Consider the following 16,571-nt stretch of genomic DNA (forward strand, 5'->3'; position numbering starts at 1 on the left):
ATGGATAAATTGCAAGAAAATGTGACATAAGGCACATTTTCTTGCTGTAAGGAAAGGATTTCAGATATCGACCGCGTCTGACGTTACCCTTTGCGCGGTGCTGTCTCTGCGTGATGGCTGCGATGACGATGATAGCCATCTATCATGCTGCGGAAAATTTGCCCCGGTGTGTCACCCAGCGTGCACAGGTAAATATGTGCACAGATGAACAGTAAGCCGACAATCGCCAACACCATATGCAGCACCAGCATCAAAGGCCCAGCCCCTACCACCTGCGGGTAGAGGCATAACAACCCGGTGATGATTAGCAGCGGAATCAGCGCATACATGATGGCCAGATAAGCCAGCTGTTGTAGCGGGTTAAATTTACTCTCTGCCGTTGCGGCAAACGGGTGTGGTTCACCCTTCATGATGCCATACAGATAAAAGCGCGTTTGCAACAAGCAGCGTGATATCAACCCGTTAAACTTCACCCGGTAATGACAACCGTTGCCGCTGGTTGCGTTGATTAGCACAAAACCAACCCAGAAGGCCAACAAGGCGAAACCGCACCAGGTATGTACCTGCACCATCAATGCCACCGGTCCGACAGAGAAGTGACCAAACAGGCCACTCAGCAAAAGCAGGATAAAAAGCAGCGCATTACCCCAGTGCCAGCGGCGGACTGCCAGAGAATAAAGGTAATCCCGGTGCTCTTCTCCGGTTGCCGTCTTGGGTGCCAGCATCCGACGTAACAGCGCGTGCATAACCAGGCCCGCAATCATCAGCACAACAACAACGCCTGCATAAATGAGCCACAGCGGCCAGTAGTCCGGCGCATAGTCAAGCTCTGCTCCCCAGATAGAATTCATGCTTTACCCTCCTGATGGATCTCTTTACGCCGATAAACACTCACCGGACCGCTACGCGTATCCTGCTGGCGATAAACCTCTTTTTGATTTATCCAGTGCTGAATTTCCGGATCGTCACGACGACCAAATTTCAGCGCATCCGTCGGACAAACGGAAACGCAGGCGGGCGATTGACCGCTCTCGAGTCGGGTATCTGCGCAGAAGTTACATTTGTCGGCAATTCCCGTTTGCGGATTGAGATAACGGACATGGAACGGACAAGCGGCAACGCAGTAGTCACAGCCAATACAGCGAGACTTATCCACTTGCACAATGCCATTTTCGTCGCGAAATGACGCACCAGTCGGACAGACGCTGACACACGGCGCATCTTCACAATGCTGACAGGAAACGCGAACAAACTGGAAGTGGGACAGCACCTCGGGTTCATGTTCGGGTGAACGGATCTGCACCTGTAGACGGCTAAATCCCTCTGGCACATCATTCAGAACTTTGCAGGCAACCGTACATGCCTGACAGCCGATACAGCGTTTCTCGTCATGCAGCATGACATAAGGGTTTGTAGATTGATTCATGATGTTCTCCTTTCTCATGCCCGACGAAGCGTAACGCCAGCGGTGTGGACCACCGTACCGGAAACCGGACTGGTAACATGCGGAAGCAAATTACCGCAATGGATACCGTGCGTTGTCGCTGCGGTTTTGGCTCCCGCCTTGGCGCCAAATCCCATATAAACAAACAGCGTATCGGGCCGAATTCCGGCGGTGACCAGCGCTTTGCCTTTTTCCTTGCCGGTCGCATTTTCCAGCCAGATGTCATCACCGCTTTTGATGCCTTTTTCACGGGCCGTTTGCGGGTGGATCCACACCGCGTTATCCCACATCAACTCGCTAAGCAGTGGCACGTATTGCGTCGCACCGTTGGTATGAACCGCCACTTTTCCCTGGATAAAATAGAGTTCACTGTCGCCTATAAGCGCAAAATTGCGCGCGCGCGGAATACCGTATCCAGGCAGGAGCGTTTCCAGCTCTTCGGAATAGAGTTCGATTTTTCCTGACGGAGATTTAAAGCGCAGTTGCTCGCCATAGGTACCGTCGCTGTCAACCGCCACCGCGCCCGGATAGCGTTCCACAAACTGACGCACCGCTTCAGGTTCACGCAGCAGCAACGGAACACCCCACTCCCGATACCCTTTCTGACGCAATTCAGCAGATAGCGCATGATCGCCATTAAGCTGGTATAACTGACGCGTTTGCATATCCTGCCATGGGTAGAATTGGCCAAGGCCTAACTGCACGGCCAGCTCTTTCCAGATTTGCCAGCTCGGACGCGCATCACCAATAGGTTCTACTACCTGCTGACGCAGGGCATAGGCTGGATTCAGACCCGACATGTCTGAAACTTCTTCATCGCGCTCAAGGTAAGTACATTCAGGCAAAAGGTAGTCGGCATACGCCGCGCTTTCGCTTAGGTAGACATCACAACTGACCACAAGGTCGAGCTGTTCAACGGTTTTGACCAGATCTGGTCGACAGGTTACGGTTTGGAAAGGGTTGTGTCGGGACATAATCCATGCCTTCACCGGATAAGGTGTCTGATTTAACACAGCATCAATGATGCTTTGCACCACACCACCGCCCGCCGCGATGTACTTAAACTGCGGGGCTACCAGATCGATACGCTGCGCCGTTGGCTTGGGTAATTTGGCATCGGGTTTTGCCAGCACCGGAGCGACCTTCTCGCCAGCCAGCTTATTGTAAGTTGCCGCCGCTTTTTTCTGATACAAACCGCCTTCACGCTCAATATTGCCAAGCAGCACATTGAGGGTAAAAATCATGCGCCGCATATCAATTTCTTCTTGCGAAAACGTCGCGCGATGGCCCGGACTGACGATGGCATGAGGCGCGCAGGCGGCCATTTCGCGGGTGACCCGAACAATGACATCAGCAGGCACATCCGCGAGCTGCTGCGCCCATTCCGGCGTGGTCTCTTGTACCGCTTCTGCCAGTTGCTCAAACCCCGTGGTGTAGCGCGCCACAAAGTCCGCGTCATACAGATTTTCATTGATCATGACGTGACACATGGCCATCAGCACCGGTAAATCGCCGCCCGGCTTGAGCGCATGCCATTCATCCGCCTTGCTGGAGAATACGGACAGACGGGGATCGAAGCTGACCATCTTCGCCCCCTTCTCCTGCGCGGTCATCAGCTCATGCGTATCCGCAACCTCGATCCCTTCATAGAGGTTATGGCCAAAAGAGACCATATAACGGGTATTGGCGATATCCATGGCTAAATCGCCACCCATCATAACTTTAGCGGCAATGGCTTTACCGGCAGGACACGTTGATGCGTGAGTAAAGGTATTCGGTGACCCGAAAGCCGTCGCGAGGTGAAATAAATGGCCAGACAGCGAGCCAGATTTAGACGAGAAGACGACTCCCTGGGGACCATATTGCGTTTTTATTGCCGTCATTTTTTCGGCGATTTCTTTATACGCCTGTTCCCAGCTAATAACCTGCCAGTCACCGCTCCCGCGAGGTCCTGTGCGTTTCATGGGTTTAACAATGCGATGAGGGTCGTTGACCAGGCTAACGCCGCTGCCGCCGCGAGCGCAGACACGTGTCCCCTGTTGTGGCGCATTAGGGTTTCCCTGAATAAAAACCGTTTTATTATTAATCACCTGAGCCTGAATTGGGCAGCGAAAAGAACACATCTCGCACAAACTTGGCGTCAGGGATGTTTTCCCTTTGATGCTCTCTGGAGAATTTCGCGCCAGTGCCCCAGGCGGGAAACTGCCTATCGCACAGGCTGAACAGCCTATACCCACTCCTCGCAAAAAATTACGCCGACTAATGCTCATATAACCTCCTGTTATTAGATATATCCAATAATTATATGGCGTTTGGGTTATTTATTTTTTACATCAATCACATTTCATTACAATGCATGACAGCGAATTGACATAAATAAAAACCCATTGTTTATAAAAGATTTTTAAAGTTTCCAGAACACAACCAAGAAGAGGAAAATAACAATAATGGTTATCAGTTAGATTATTTACAACCCCGCAACTTCAAGATGTTTTATTTCCGTAATTTATTTTAACAGTGCGGAATTTATTAATTAATTCCATTAATGTCCTGTTTATCTCAATTTTATTGCGTACACAATCCAGCTTCGATAATGCCATAGCTGATTATCTCGCTATTTTTTGGTATTCTTGAACCAGCGCTAAATTGATCCCGGACATAACTGAACAATGAATGACGGCAAGCAGCAACCTGGTTTTCTCTTCCACGATTACGAGACCTTTGGTACCCATCCGGCGCTGGACAGACCCGCGCAATTTGCGGCTATCCGCACAGATAATGATTTCAACATCATCGGTGAACCGGAAGTCTTTTATTGCAAACCCGCGGACGATTATCTGCCGCAGCCTGAGGCGGTGTTGATTACGGGTATCACACCGCAGGAAGCACGAGAAAAGGGAGAGAATGAAGCCGCATTTGCTGCACGCATCCACGCCCTGTTCACCGTGCCGAAAACCTGTATCCTGGGCTATAACAACGTGCGCTTCGATGATGAGGTGACGCGCAACATCCTGTATCGCAATTTCTACGATCCCTATGCCTGGAGCTGGCAGAACGATAATTCGCGCTGGGATCTGCTGGATGTGATGCGCGCCTGCTATGCCCTGCGCCCTGAAGGCATTAACTGGCCGGAAAACGACGACGGCTTACCCAGCTTCCGCCTGGAGCATTTGACCAAAGCCAACGGTATTGAGCATACCAATGCTCACGATGCTATGGCGGACGTATACGCCACAATCGCAATGGCGCAATTAGTGAAGTCGCGCCAGCCGCGTCTGTTTGATTACCTCTACAGCCATCGTAATAAGCACAAGCTGGCCGCGCTGATTGATGTCCCGCAAATGAAACCGCTGGTCCATGTCTCTGGTATGTTCGGCGCATGGCGCGGAAACACCAGTTGGGTAGCGCCGTTGGCGTGGCATCCGGAGAATCGTAACGCGGTTATTATGGTCGACTTAGCCGGTGATATTTCGCCGCTGCTCGAACTCGACAGCGACGCCCTGCGCGAGCGGCTCTACACGTCTAAAGTGGATCTGGGTGATAACCCGGCCGTACCGGTTAAACTGGTGCACATCAACAAATGCCCGGTACTGGCACAGGCGAATACTCTGCGTCCGGAAGATGCCGACCGTCTTGGCATTAACCGCCAGCACTGTCTGGATAATCTCAAAGTTCTGCGCGAAAATCCGCAGATACGCGACAAAGTGGTCGCGATCTTTGCAGATGCGGAACCCTTTACACCGTCAGATAACGTGGATGCCCAACTGTACAACGGCTTTTTCAGCTATGCTGACCGTGCGGCGATGAAAATCGTTCTGGAAACCGAACCACGCAATTTACCGGCGCTGGATATCTCCTTTGTCGATAAGCGCATTGAAAAACTGTTGTTTAATTACCGTGCACGTAACTTCCCGGGAACGCTGGACGAAGCAGAACAGCAACGCTGGCTGGACCATCGCCGCCAGGTATTCACACCGGAGTTTTTGCAAAATTACGCCAATGAACTGCAGTTATTGAGCCAGCAATATGCGGATAACAAAGAAAAGTTGATGCTGCTGAAATCACTCTGGCAGTATGCCGAAGAGATTGTATAAATCCCACGTATAAAAAAACGGAGAACATGTCTCCGTTTTTTTTTAGTTAAATGCTGTTATTACGCGACATCTTCGTCGTACTGCGGTACCGGGTTGCGGAAGCTTTTGGTCACACAAGCCAGGTAAATCAGACCGATACCGGCCCAGATCAGACCCAGAACCATTGAGCTCTCTTCCAGATTCACCCACAGCGCACCAACGGTCAGCGCACCGCACATCGGCAGGAACAGATACTGGAAGTGGTCTTTCAGCGTCTTGTTACGCTTCTCACGGATCCAGAACTGGGAGATCACCGACAGGTTAACGAAGGTAAACGCCACCAGCGCACCAAAGTTAATCAGCGCCGTCGCCATCACCAGGTCGAAGTTGATTGCCAGCAGAGCAATCGCACCAACCAGAATGATGTTCATAGACGGAGTACGCCATTTCGGGTGTACATAACCGAAGAAACTTTTCGGGAACACGCCGTCACGCCCCATCACGTACATCAGACGCGCTACGCCAGCATGCGCCGCCATACCGGACGCCAGTACGGTAATGGTAGAGAAAATCAGCGCGCCAACCTGGAAGAACTTACCGGCGACGTACAGCATGATTTCCGGCTGTGAAGCGTCTGGATCTTTGAAGCGCGAGATATCCGGGAAGTACAGCTGCAACAGATAGGTGGATACGATAAAGATCAGGCCACCAATCAGCGCAGTCAGGAAAATCGCACGCGGGATCACGCGCTCAGCGTCTTTGGTTTCTTCTGACAGGTTGCTGATACCGTCAAAACCGGTGAACGAGAAGCACAGGATCGTAGCGCCCGTGATCATCGGGATCACGTGTGCATCACCTGACCAGAACGGACGGCTGCTCGCCAGCGTACCGGCACCTTCCCCTTCGAACACGCCATAAACGACCATGCCGAGGATCACTGCAATCAGCACCACCTGCAACAACACGATTACGGTGTTGAAATTCGCAACGGATTTAAGGCTGCGCAGGTTAAAGGCGGTCATAAAGGCCACCAGCGCTACCACGAATATCCATGACGGTATCGACGGCACCAGGGCTTCAAAATAAATTTTTGCCAACAGAATGTTGATCATCGGAGCGAACAGGTAGTCCAGCAGTGATGACCAACCCACCATAAAGCCAACGGTCGGGCTAATGGATTTCTGGGCGTAAGTGTAGGCAGAGCCTGCAGACGGATAGCGACGCACCAGTTTACCGTAGCTCAGTGCGGTAAAGAGGATGGCGATCAGTGCAAAGGCGTAAGCTGTCGGGACGTGACCATCGGTCATTCCTGATACGATACCGAATGTATCGAACAGCGTCATCGGCTGCATATAGGCAAGGCCCATCATGACAACCGGAACCAGCGTAAGCGTTTTACGTAATTCCACGCGAGAGGTGTTTGGAGTAGCGTTATGCGACATGGTTATCCCCCATTACGGCGAAAACCGTCGCGTAAGCAAAAAATTGCCCCATTTTTTGTTAATCCTCAGCGACAACAACTGTCGATTTTTAAGTAAGTATCTATCCGGTACGAAGCCCGGCCTCTTTTATGAATGATTGGTTTGATGCAAAAAAATAACCGACGCGTATTAAAACGTCGGTTAATGTCATTTTTTGCAAGCGGCGTATTTTGCCCTAAATTGGGGAGAAATAACAAGAGATTGAAGCGACCACAAAAGAATATTTTTTCTTAACTGATTGATTTGTCAGCAGCCGTTTTAACATACACCCCCGCAATAGCACTATTTGCTAAAATTTCATCCCGCCACCAGGCACTGACCAACCCGGCGGTCTGTTCACTCCAGCCTATCCACACGGGTTCAAAGACAATTTGCGCGACCACTTTTTTCTCAATCAGTGCGCCGCTCTCCAGAAATCGCTGCGCCAGGTAGCGCGGAATATAGCCACATCCCAGACCGCTGATTTGCAGTTCCAGCTTGGTTTTGAAGTCAAAAACGGTAATGGCTTCTTGATCGTCAAGCACCTGGGAGCCTGAGACGTTGGCATGCTGCGCATTGTCCCCCACCACAATGGCGCGAAAACGGCGAATGGTACGACGATTTAACGGTTCCTGTTCCTGCGCCAGCGGGTGATGCGGCGCAACCACAAACACCTGTTCCAAAACCCCGAGCCGTGCAAAGCCAAATTCGCTAGCTGCTGGGGGTTCATGCATGGCGCCAACGATAATATCCGCCCGGCCCTGAGTGAGGGCATCCCAGGAGCCGCCCAGCACGCCATTGATAAACTTCAGGCGCGTCACGCTGTGGTGTTGATAGAAAGATTCGATGAGTGGGGCCAGCAGTGAAAAGGGAAACGTATCATCTACGCCAATAACCAGTTCATTCTCCCAGCCTTCGTGAAGTTTAATCGCCTGCTTTTCAAGTTCGCGGACGGTGTGCAGCACCTCCCGCCCCTTTTCCAGCAGCATCTGCCCAGTGCGGGTGAACTTAGCCCGGTGTCCGCTGCGATCGAGTAGCTGAATATTAAGATCGCTTTCCAGCTTATGGACGGTGTAGCTAAGCGCAGACGGCGTCTTAAACAATTTTGCCGACGCCGCCGCGAAACTGCCCTCTTTTTCTAATGCATCGAGGATGATAAGAACGTCCAGCAGTGGTTTCATACTCGCCCCCTGGCGGTATACAGCGGCACTCTGCTGGATTGTCACTCCATCGGCATCACCAGCGGGTCAGGATACTGGTACTCAAACCCAAGCTCATTACAAATACGGTTGCCATCAATGACTTTACCTTTACCGTTATCCGTACCGCCGCGAAATTCCGGCGGCTCCATCCCCAACTGGCGGGCCATCTGCGGATAGAACACGTTACGCGCCGGATGCATAGGCGCACATATATTATAGATGTGTCCCCCTTTAGGCGCTTGCAGCAGTAACGTGATGGCAGATACTACATCGTCCAGATGCACCAGATTGACGCCATGATGTCCGTCAGGTGCCGTCTTGCCAGCGAAGAAGCGACCAGGATGTCTTCCCGGACCGACCAACCCGGCCAGACGCAAAATATCCACCGACGTGCCTGGCAAATTGTGCAACCAGTCTTCAAGTTCTTTCAGGACACGACCGCTCGCCGTGACCGGATTACGCGGCGTCCCCTCTTTCACTGTGCCTTGAACGTCACCATAGACTGACGTCGAACTGGTAAAAATAATTCGTGGGATCCGATACGCCAGCGCGCTGTCGACCAGCTCCTGCATGGCCTGCAAGTAAAATGCTTCCCCAGGACCGCTACGACGCGCAGGCAGCGTAATAACCAGCGCATCGGCGTCCATCAGTGCATCGAGATCGTCAGCCTCACAGACCAGTTCAGGTTCCAGGCGCAGCGAATAACTCTCGATACCGCTCATGCGGGCCGCTTCCACCCCATCCAATGTGGTTTTGCTGCCGGTAACCTGCCAGCCTCTCGCCGCCAGCGACATGGCTAACGGCATGCCTAACCAACCTAACCCGACAATTGCGACCTTTTTCATGCCTTCTCTCCTGACTTTTGGCCTATAACGCAAGGCTACGCCAGCCCGCGGTGGCTGACAATTCATAGTATCAATATGAAATGAATTAATGATCAAAAAAAGCCCTTGCTTTCCGTAGCTAAAGTGGTTTAGGTTAAAAGACATCAAATGAATAAACATTCATCGAGAAAATTTATGACACGCGCTCAATTCAAACACCATCATCACCATCATCCTGACTAGTCTTTCAGGCGATGTGTGCTGGGAGACGTTTAAATCTTCCAGCGGTGCATGAGTGTATGAGAAAGCCCCCGGAAGATTTCTTCCGGGGGCTTTTTTTTGTGCGTGACCCAAACTGATTCAGACAGGATAACGAGGAATAAAGAATGTTAGACAACACCCGTTTACGCATAGCTATGCAGAAATCAGGCCGCTTAAGCGATGATTCACGCGAATTACTGGCCCGTTGCGGCATTAAAATTAATCTTCACACCCAGCGCCTGATTGCGATGGCGGAGAACATGCCGATCGATATTCTGCGTGTGCGTGATGACGATATCCCGGGTCTGGTGATGGACGGTGTCGTTGACCTCGGCATCATCGGGGAAAACGTTCTGGAAGAGGAACTGCTCAACCGCCGGGCACAGGGTGAAGACCCTCGCTATTTTACCCTGCGCCGTCTGGACTTCGGCGGCTGCCGTCTCTCGCTGGCTACCCCGGTTGATGAAGCCTGGGATGGCCCGGCAGCGCTGAACGGTAAACGTATCGCGACCTCTTACCCACACCTGCTCAAACGTTATCTCGATCAGAAAGGAGTTTCGTTTAAATCTTGTCTGTTAAACGGTTCTGTAGAAGTTGCTCCCCGTGCGGGTCTGGCTGATGCGATTTGCGATCTGGTGTCCACCGGCGCAACGCTTGAAGCCAACGGTCTGCGCGAAGTAGAAGTGATCTACCGCTCTAAAGCCTGTCTGATTCAGCGCGACGGCGAAATGGCCGAAGCCAAGCAACAACTGATCGACAAACTGCTAACCCGTATCCAGGGGGTTATTCAGGCCCGTGAATCCAAATACATCATGATGCACGCGCCGAGCGATCGTCTGGACGAGGTCATCGCCCTGCTGCCCGGCGCTGAGCGCCCTACCATTCTGCCTCTGGCGGGCGACCAGCAGCGTGTTGCCATGCACATGGTCAGCAGCGAAACCCTGTTCTGGGAAACAATGGAAAAACTGAAAGCGCTCGGTGCCAGCTCAATTCTGGTGTTGCCGATTGAGAAGATGATGGAGTGATCTGATGCCTGATGGCGCTTCGCTTATCAGGCCTACAAGAATTGTCACAATCATTGATATTACGGGTCTTGTAGGCCGGATAAGGCAGCGCCGCCATCCGGCAACACCCGATGATGGAGTAACGACCATGAGCTTCAATACCCTGATTGACTGGAATAGCTATAGCCCTGAGCAGCAGCGCGAACTGCTGATGCGCCCGGCGATTTCCGCCTCTGAAAGCATCAGCCGTACGGTGGCCGAGATCCTTGAGAACGTCAAAAATAACGGCGACCGGGCGCTGCGTGAATACAGCGCAAAGTTCGATAAAACCGAGGTTGGCGCGCTGCGCGTGACCGAGGAAGAAATCCAGCAAGCCAGCAGTCGCCTGAGCGACGAACTGAAACAAGCCATGCAGGCGGCGGTGCGTAATATTGATACTTTCCACACCGCGCAGATCCTGCCACCGGTGGATATCGAGACCCAGCCAGGCGTGCGTTGCCAGCAGGTTACCCGCCCTATCGCTTCCGTGGGCCTGTATATTCCTGGAGGTTCGGCGCCGCTGTTTTCCACCGTATTAATGCTGGCGACCCCGGCGCGCATCGCCGGTTGCAAAAAAGTGGTGCTGTGCTCACCGCCGCCGATTGCAGATGAAATCCTCTACGCCGCGCAGCTGTGTGGCGTAAAAGAGGTGTTTAATGTAGGCGGCGCGCAGGCTATTGCCGCACTGGCGCTGGGCACCGAATCTATTCCTAAGGTCGATAAAATCTTCGGGCCAGGCAATGCATATGTGACCGAAGCCAAACGCCAGGTCAGCCAGCGTCTTGACGGCGCGGCCATCGACATGCCTGCTGGCCCGTCCGAAGTGCTGGTTATCGCCGACAGCGGTGCGACGCCGGACTTTGTTGCCTCTGACCTGCTTTCTCAGGCAGAACACGGCCCCGACTCGCAGGTTATTCTCCTGACGCCAGACGCTACGCTTGCCGAAGGCGTTGCCAAAGCCGTTGAACGCCAGCTCGCTGAGCTTTCCCGCGCTGAGACCGCACGTCAGGCGCTCTCCGCCAGCCGCTTAATCGTGGCGAAAGATCTGGCGCAGTGCGTTGAAATATCTAACGCCTACGGTCCGGAACACCTGATTATTCAGACCCGCAACGCGCGTGAACTGGTTGATGAGATCACCAGCGCCGGTTCGGTGTTCCTCGGGGACTGGTCGCCGGAATCCGCAGGCGACTATGCTTCTGGCACCAACCACGTTCTTCCGACCTACGGCTATACCGCGACCTGCTCAAGCCTTGGGCTGGCTGATTTCCAGAAACGGATGACCGTACAGGAATTAACCCCACAAGGTTTCTCTGCCCTGGCCTCAACCATTGAAACACTGGCCGCTGCTGAACGACTGACTGCCCACAAAAATGCCGTCACCCTGCGCGTTAACGCCCTGAAGGAGCAAGCATGAGCACTGACAACTTTCTCAGCGTCACTGATTTAGCCCGTAAGAATGTTCGCGAATTAACGCCCTATCAGTCTGCCCGTCGTCTCGGCGGTAACGGCGATGTCTGGCTCAACGCGAATGAGTACCCAACCGCCGTTGAGTTCCAGCTCACTCAGCAAACGCTGAACCGCTACCCTGAATGCCAGCCGAAAGCTGTGATTGAGAATTACGCGCAGTATGCTGGCGTCAAGCCGGAGCAGCTGCTGGTCAGCCGCGGCGCAGATGAAGGGATCGAACTGCTCGTGCGCGCTTTTTGCGAACCCGGTAAAGATGCGATTCTGTACTGCCCGCCAACTTACGGCATGTACAGCGTCAGCGCCGAAACGATTGGCGTTGAGTGCCGCACCGTTCCAACCCTTGATAGCTGGCAACTTGATTTGCAAGGCATCGCGGACAAGCTTGATGGTGTGAAAGTTGTTTACGTATGCAGCCCGAACAACCCAACCGGCCAACTGATCAAGCCACAGGATCTGCGTTCGCTGCTCAACATGACGCAGGGTAAAGCTATCGTGGTTGCCGATGAAGCGTATATCGAGTTTTGCCCGCAGGCCACACTGGCAGGCTGGCTGTCTGAGTATCCGCATCTGGTGATATTACGCACGTTGTCCAAAGCGTTTGCGCTCGCCGGTTTACGCTGCGGGTTTACGCTGGCGAATGAAGAGGTTATCAATCTGCTGTTAAAAGTGATTGCCCCTTACCCGCTCTCTACGCCGGTGGCAGATATCGCCGCCCAGGCGCTGACGCCGCAAGGGATTTCCGCCATGCGTAAACGCGTAGAGCAGATCCTGCAAGAACGTCAGTATCTGGTAGATAACCTGAAAACAATTCGCTGTGTAGAGCAGGTATTCGATTCTGAAACCAACTATGTTCTGGCGCGCTTCACCGCCTCCAGCAGCGTATTTAAATCTTTGTGGGATCAGGGCATTATCTTACGAGATCAGAATAAACAACCTTCGTTAAGCGGCTGCCTGCGAATTACTGTCGGAACCCGTGAAGAGAGCCAGCGCGTCATTGACGCCTTACGTGCGGAGCAAGTATGAGCCAGAAGTATCTTTTTATTGACCGTGATGGAACCCTGATTTCCGAACCGCCAAGTGACTTTCAGGTCGATCGCTTTGACAAACTCGCCTTCGAGCCGGAAGTTGTTCCCGTTTTGCTGAAACTGCAAAAAGCAGGTTTTAAGCTGGTTATGATCACTAACCAGGATGGACTCGGAACGCAGAGTTTCCCGCAGGCCGATTTTGACGGTCCGCATAAACTGATGATGCAAATATTCACCTCTCAGGGCGTGGCATTTGATGAAGTGCTGATTTGCCCGCACCTGCCAGCGGACGAATGCGCTTGCCGAAAGCCCAAAGTGAAGCTGGTTGAGCAGTATCTGGTTGAACAGGCCATGGACACCGAGAACAGCTACGTTATTGGCGATCGGATAACCGATATTCAGCTCGCTGAAAACATGGGCATTAGTGGATTGCGTTACCATCGCGATACCCTGAACTGGGCGATGATCGGCGAGCAGTTGACCAAACGTGACCGCTACGCACACGTTGAGCGTAATACTAAAGAAACGCAGATTGACGTCAAAGTCTGGCTGGACCGCGAAGGCCGCAGCAAAATTAATACCGGCGTTGGCTTCTTTGACCACATGCTGGATCAAATCGCCACCCACGGCGGTTTTCGCATGGAGATTGCCGTCAAGGGCGATCTGTATATAGACGATCACCACACCGTTGAAGATACCGGTCTGGCGCTGGGCGAAGCCTTAAAGCTGGCGTTAGGCGATAAACGCGGCATCAACCGTTTTGGTTTTGTGCTGCCGATGGATGAGTGTCTAGCACGTTGCGCGCTGGATATCTCCGGCCGTCCACACCTGGAGTACCGCGCGGAGTTTACCTACCAGCGCGTTGGAGATCTGAGCACGGAGATGATCGAACACTTCTTCCGTTCACTCTCCTACACTATGGGCGTCACCCTGCACCTGAAAACTAAAGGCAAAAATGACCACCACCGTGTGGAGAGCCTGTTTAAAGCCTTTGGCCGTACGCTGCGTCAGGCGATTCGTGTAGAAGGCGACACGCTGCCCTCCTCAAAAGGAGTGCTGTAATGAATGTGGTGATTCTGGACACCGGCTGCGCCAACCTGCATTCGGTAAAATCCGCCGTCGCACGCCACGGATACGATCCTGTTGTCAGCCGTGACCCGGACGTGGTGCTGCGCGCCGATAAACTATTTCTGCCAGGCGTAGGCACCGCGCAGGCGGCTATGGACCAGTTGCACGAGCGCGAACTGATTGAACTGATTAAAGCCTGCACGCAACCGGTACTGGGGATCTGTTTAGGTATGCAACTGCTGGGCCGTCGCAGCGAAGAGTGTAACGGTGTCTCCCTACTGGGCATTATTGAGCAGGACGTCCCGAAGATGACCGATTTCGGTCTGCCGCTGCCGCATATGGGCTGGAATCGCGTCTATCCGCAGGCGGGGAACCGTCTGTTCCAGGGTATTGAAGATGGCGCCTATTTCTACTTTGTACACAGCTACGCTATGCCGGTAAACCCGTGGACCATCGCCCAGTGCAATTACGGCGAACCGTTTACCGCGGCAGTACAAAAGGACAATTTCTTTGGCGTACAGTTTCACCCGGAACGTTCGGGCGCGGCTGGGGCACAGTTGCTGAAAAACTTTCTGGAGATGTAATGATTATTCCGGCATTAGATTTAATCGACGGCACGGTGGTGCGTCTTCATCAGGGCGATTACGCTAAGCAACGTGATTACGGTAACGATCCTCTCCCCCGTTTGCAGGATTATGCAGCCCAGGGGGCTGAAGTGCTGCACCTGGTAGATTTAACCGGCGCGAAAGATCCGGCGCAGCGCCAGATCCCGCTGATCAAAACGCTGGTCGCTGGCGTCAATGTTCCGGTACAGGTTGGCGGCGGCGTGCGTACGGAAGCAGACGTGGCGGCGCTTCTTGACGCAGGTGTGGCGCGCGTGGTGGTGGGTTCGACGGCGGTAAAATCTCCCGAGATAGTCAAGAGCTGGTTTGCCCATTTTGGTGCCGATGCGCTGGTACTGGCGCTGGACGTTCGTATTGACGAGCACGGGAATAAACAGGTTGCGGTCAGTGGCTGGCAGGAAGATTCAGGGGTTTCACTGGAAGAACTGGTTGAGACCTATTTACCCGTTGGCCTGAAGCACGTGCTGTGCACCGATATCTCCCGCGACGGTACGCTGGCAGGCTCAAACGTCGCGCTGTATGAAGAAGTGTGCGCCAAATACCCGCAGGTGGCATTTCAGTCATCTGGCGGCATTGGCGGAATCGAGGACGTAGCGGCCCTGCGCGGGACCGGAGTTCGCGGCGTGATCGTCGGACGCGCCCTGCTGGAAGGAAAGTTCACCGTTGAGGAGGCCATTCAATGCTGGCAAAACGCATAATTCCTTGTCTGGACGTCCGTGACGGGCAGGTGGTAAAAGGCGTCCAGTTCCGTAATCACGAGATTATTGGTGACATCGTCCCGCTGGCAAAACGCTATGCCGATGAAGGCGCAGATGAACTGGTGTTCTATGATATCACCGCGTCCAGCGATGGCCGCGTAGTGGATAAAAGCTGGGTATCACGCGTGGCGGAAGTGATCGATATTCCGTTCTGCGTAGCAGGCGGCATTAAATCCGTCGACGATGCGGCGCGCATTCTCTCCTTCGGGGCGGACAAAATCTCCATCAACTCCCCGGCGCTGGCCGAACCGGAGCTTATCACCCGTCTGGCGGACCGCTTCGGCGTGCAGTGCATCGTGGTGGGCATTGATACCTGGTATGACGCCGACACCGGCAAATATCATGTAAATCAGTATACCGGAGATGAAAGCCGTACCCGCGTCACGCACTGGGAAACACTGGACTGGGTGCAGGAGGTCCAAAAACGAGGCGCGGGCGAAATCGTCCTGAACATGATGAACCAGGACGGCGTACGTAACGGTTATGACCTGGAGCAACTGAAAAAAGTGCGTGATGTTTGCCACGTCCCGCTGATTGCCTCCGGCGGTGCGGGCACCATGGAACACTTTCTCGAAGCTTTCCGGGATGCCGACGTTGACGGCGCGCTTGCCGCCTCCGTCTTCCACAAACAAATTATCAATATTGGCGAATTAAAAGCGTACCTGGCAACACAGGGCGTGGAGATCAGGATATGTTAACGAAGCAACAATGCCGCGAGCTGGACTGGGAAAAAACCGACGGACTGATGCCAGTCATCGTGCAGCATGCGGTTTCCGGTGAAGTATTGATGCTGGGGTATATGAACCCGGAGGCGCTGGATAAAACGATCGAAAGCGGCAAAGTGACCTTTTTCTCACGGACCAAGCAGCGCCTGTGGACCAAAGGAGAAACCTCCGGTCACTTCCTGAATGTGGTGAGCATTGCGCCTGACTGCGACAACGACACCCTGCTGGTGCTGGTTAACCCGATTGGCCCGACCTGCCATAAAGGCTCCTCAAGCTGCTTTGGTGACGCAAGCCACCAGTGGCTGTTCCTGTATCAGCTTGAGCAACTGCTGGCCGAACGTAAAACCGCTGACCCAGCTAGCTCCTACACCGCGAAACTGTATGCCAGCGGCACCAAACGCATCGCGCAGAAAGTGGGCGAAGAAGGCGTAGAAACCGCGCTGGCTGCGACCATTAACGACCGTTTTGAGCTGACAAATGAAGCTTCTGATCTCATGTATCATCTGCTGGTGCTGCTGCAAGACCAGGACCTCGACCTGACGACGGTGATTGAGAATTTACGTAAGCGTCATCAGTAAGTTGCAGATATGAAAAAACC

The 16,571-nt window shown here is 53.3% G+C and carries 16 protein-coding genes, 1 pseudogene and 1 other annotated feature; of the genes and pseudogenes, 10 read left to right on the top strand and 7 right to left on the bottom strand.

Translation table 11 applies throughout. The features are described 5' to 3' along the window. Positions 1-83 precede the first annotated feature (83 nt). From phsC to phsA, 3 genes are read right to left on the bottom strand one after another with little or no spacing between them, the layout of a single operon-like run. Positions 84-851: a thiosulfate reductase cytochrome B subunit gene (gene phsC / locus ACHHZ7_RS16630; RefSeq protein ID WP_060683606.1), complete on the bottom strand. Its 768-nt coding sequence runs from the start codon at positions 849-851 to the stop codon at positions 84-86. Then, positions 848-1,426: a thiosulfate reductase electron transport protein PhsB gene (phsB, locus tag ACHHZ7_RS16635; protein WP_003834185.1), complete on the bottom strand. Its 579-nt coding sequence runs from the start codon at positions 1,424-1,426 to the stop codon at positions 848-850. The genes phsC and phsB overlap by 4 nt, the downstream gene beginning before the upstream one ends. Before the next feature lie 14 nt (positions 1,427-1,440). Next, on the bottom strand, positions 1,441-3,714 hold the full coding sequence (gene phsA, locus ACHHZ7_RS16640) for a thiosulfate reductase PhsA (protein WP_060683605.1): 2,274 nt from the start codon (positions 3,712-3,714) through the stop codon (positions 1,441-1,443). A 399-nt stretch (positions 3,715-4,113) separates the two neighbouring features. Between phsA and sbcB the strand changes: the two genes are divergently transcribed. Next, positions 4,114-5,538 carry an exodeoxyribonuclease I gene (gene sbcB / locus ACHHZ7_RS16645; protein ID WP_060683604.1) on the top strand — a complete coding sequence of 475 codons (1,425 nt, stop codon included), beginning with the start codon at positions 4,114-4,116 and terminating at the stop codon, positions 5,536-5,538. A gap of 59 nt (positions 5,539-5,597) precedes the next feature. On the opposite strand, the gene plaP is transcribed toward sbcB, so the two are convergent. The 4 genes and pseudogenes from plaP to ACHHZ7_RS16665 all read right to left on the bottom strand — a co-directional run bounded on the left by plaP (position 5,598) and on the right by ACHHZ7_RS16665 (position 9,024). Beyond that, positions 5,598-6,959 (bottom strand): putrescine/proton symporter PlaP, encoded by a 1,362-nt coding sequence (gene plaP, locus ACHHZ7_RS16650; RefSeq protein WP_003834188.1) that lies wholly within the window; start codon positions 6,957-6,959, stop codon positions 5,598-5,600. Continuing rightward, positions 6,949-7,011 (bottom strand): membrane protein YoeI, encoded by a 63-nt coding sequence (yoeI, locus tag ACHHZ7_RS16655; RefSeq protein ID WP_099045591.1) that lies wholly within the window; start codon positions 7,009-7,011, stop codon positions 6,949-6,951. Before yoeI ends, plaP begins: the two co-directional genes overlap by 11 nt. Before the next feature lie 162 nt (positions 7,012-7,173). After that, a pseudogene (locus ACHHZ7_RS16660) lies at positions 7,174-8,158 on the bottom strand (LysR family transcriptional regulator). Positions 8,159-8,199: 41 nt separating this feature from the next. Further along, positions 8,200-9,024: an SDR family oxidoreductase gene (locus tag ACHHZ7_RS16665; RefSeq protein ID WP_008785162.1), complete on the bottom strand. Its 825-nt coding sequence runs from the start codon at positions 9,022-9,024 to the stop codon at positions 8,200-8,202. 174 nt (positions 9,025-9,198) lie between these two features. Here ACHHZ7_RS16665 and hisL point away from each other — a divergent pair, with 174 nt between their 5' ends. The 9 genes from hisL to hisIE all read left to right on the top strand — a co-directional run bounded on the left by hisL (position 9,199) and on the right by hisIE (position 16,551). Continuing rightward, positions 9,199-9,246: a his operon leader peptide gene (gene hisL / locus ACHHZ7_RS16670; protein ID WP_100250077.1), complete on the top strand. Its 48-nt coding sequence runs from the start codon at positions 9,199-9,201 to the stop codon at positions 9,244-9,246. Continuing rightward, positions 9,222-9,344 (top strand) — a sequence feature (His leader region). (Overlaps the previous gene by 25 nt.) A 45-nt stretch (positions 9,345-9,389) precedes the next feature. Continuing rightward, positions 9,390-10,289: an ATP phosphoribosyltransferase gene (gene hisG / locus ACHHZ7_RS16675; RefSeq protein WP_060683602.1), complete on the top strand. Its 900-nt coding sequence runs from the start codon at positions 9,390-9,392 to the stop codon at positions 10,287-10,289. 127 nt (positions 10,290-10,416) lie between these two features. Then, positions 10,417-11,721 (top strand): histidinol dehydrogenase, encoded by a 1,305-nt coding sequence (gene hisD, locus ACHHZ7_RS16680; protein ID WP_048235082.1) that lies wholly within the window; start codon positions 10,417-10,419, stop codon positions 11,719-11,721. Beyond that, the gene (gene hisC, locus ACHHZ7_RS16685; RefSeq protein WP_060683601.1) at positions 11,718-12,797 is read left to right on the top strand and encodes a histidinol-phosphate transaminase; all 1,080 of its coding nucleotides are present in this window, start codon (positions 11,718-11,720) and stop codon (positions 12,795-12,797) included. Before hisD ends, hisC begins: the two co-directional genes overlap by 4 nt. Further along, a complete protein-coding gene (hisB, locus tag ACHHZ7_RS16690) occupies positions 12,794-13,861 on the top strand; it encodes a bifunctional histidinol-phosphatase/imidazoleglycerol-phosphate dehydratase HisB (protein WP_192463872.1) in 1,068 nt (355 codons plus the stop codon). Before hisC ends, hisB begins: the two co-directional genes overlap by 4 nt. Beyond that, entirely contained in the window at positions 13,861-14,451 is a 591-nt protein-coding gene (gene hisH / locus ACHHZ7_RS16695; protein WP_060683599.1) for an imidazole glycerol phosphate synthase subunit HisH, read from the top strand. Before hisB ends, hisH begins: the two co-directional genes overlap by 1 nt. Next, a complete protein-coding gene (gene hisA, locus ACHHZ7_RS16700; protein ID WP_048235079.1) occupies positions 14,451-15,188 on the top strand; it encodes a 1-(5-phosphoribosyl)-5-[(5-phosphoribosylamino)methylideneamino]imidazole-4-carboxamide isomerase in 738 nt (245 codons plus the stop codon). Before hisH ends, hisA begins: the two co-directional genes overlap by 1 nt. After that, positions 15,170-15,946 carry an imidazole glycerol phosphate synthase subunit HisF gene (gene hisF, locus ACHHZ7_RS16705; protein ID WP_060683598.1) on the top strand — a complete coding sequence of 259 codons (777 nt, stop codon included), beginning with the start codon at positions 15,170-15,172 and terminating at the stop codon, positions 15,944-15,946. The genes hisA and hisF overlap by 19 nt, the downstream gene beginning before the upstream one ends. Beyond that, positions 15,940-16,551, top strand: a complete 612-nt coding sequence (gene hisIE / locus ACHHZ7_RS16710; RefSeq protein WP_060683597.1) for a bifunctional phosphoribosyl-AMP cyclohydrolase/phosphoribosyl-ATP diphosphatase HisIE — start codon at positions 15,940-15,942, stop codon at positions 16,549-16,551. The genes hisF and hisIE overlap by 7 nt, the downstream gene beginning before the upstream one ends. Positions 16,552-16,571: the final 20 nt, after the last annotated feature.

It is taken from the genome of Citrobacter freundii complex sp. 2024EL-00216 (assembly GCF_043945515.1).
GTDB lineage: Bacteria > Pseudomonadota > Gammaproteobacteria > Enterobacterales > Enterobacteriaceae > Citrobacter > Citrobacter portucalensis.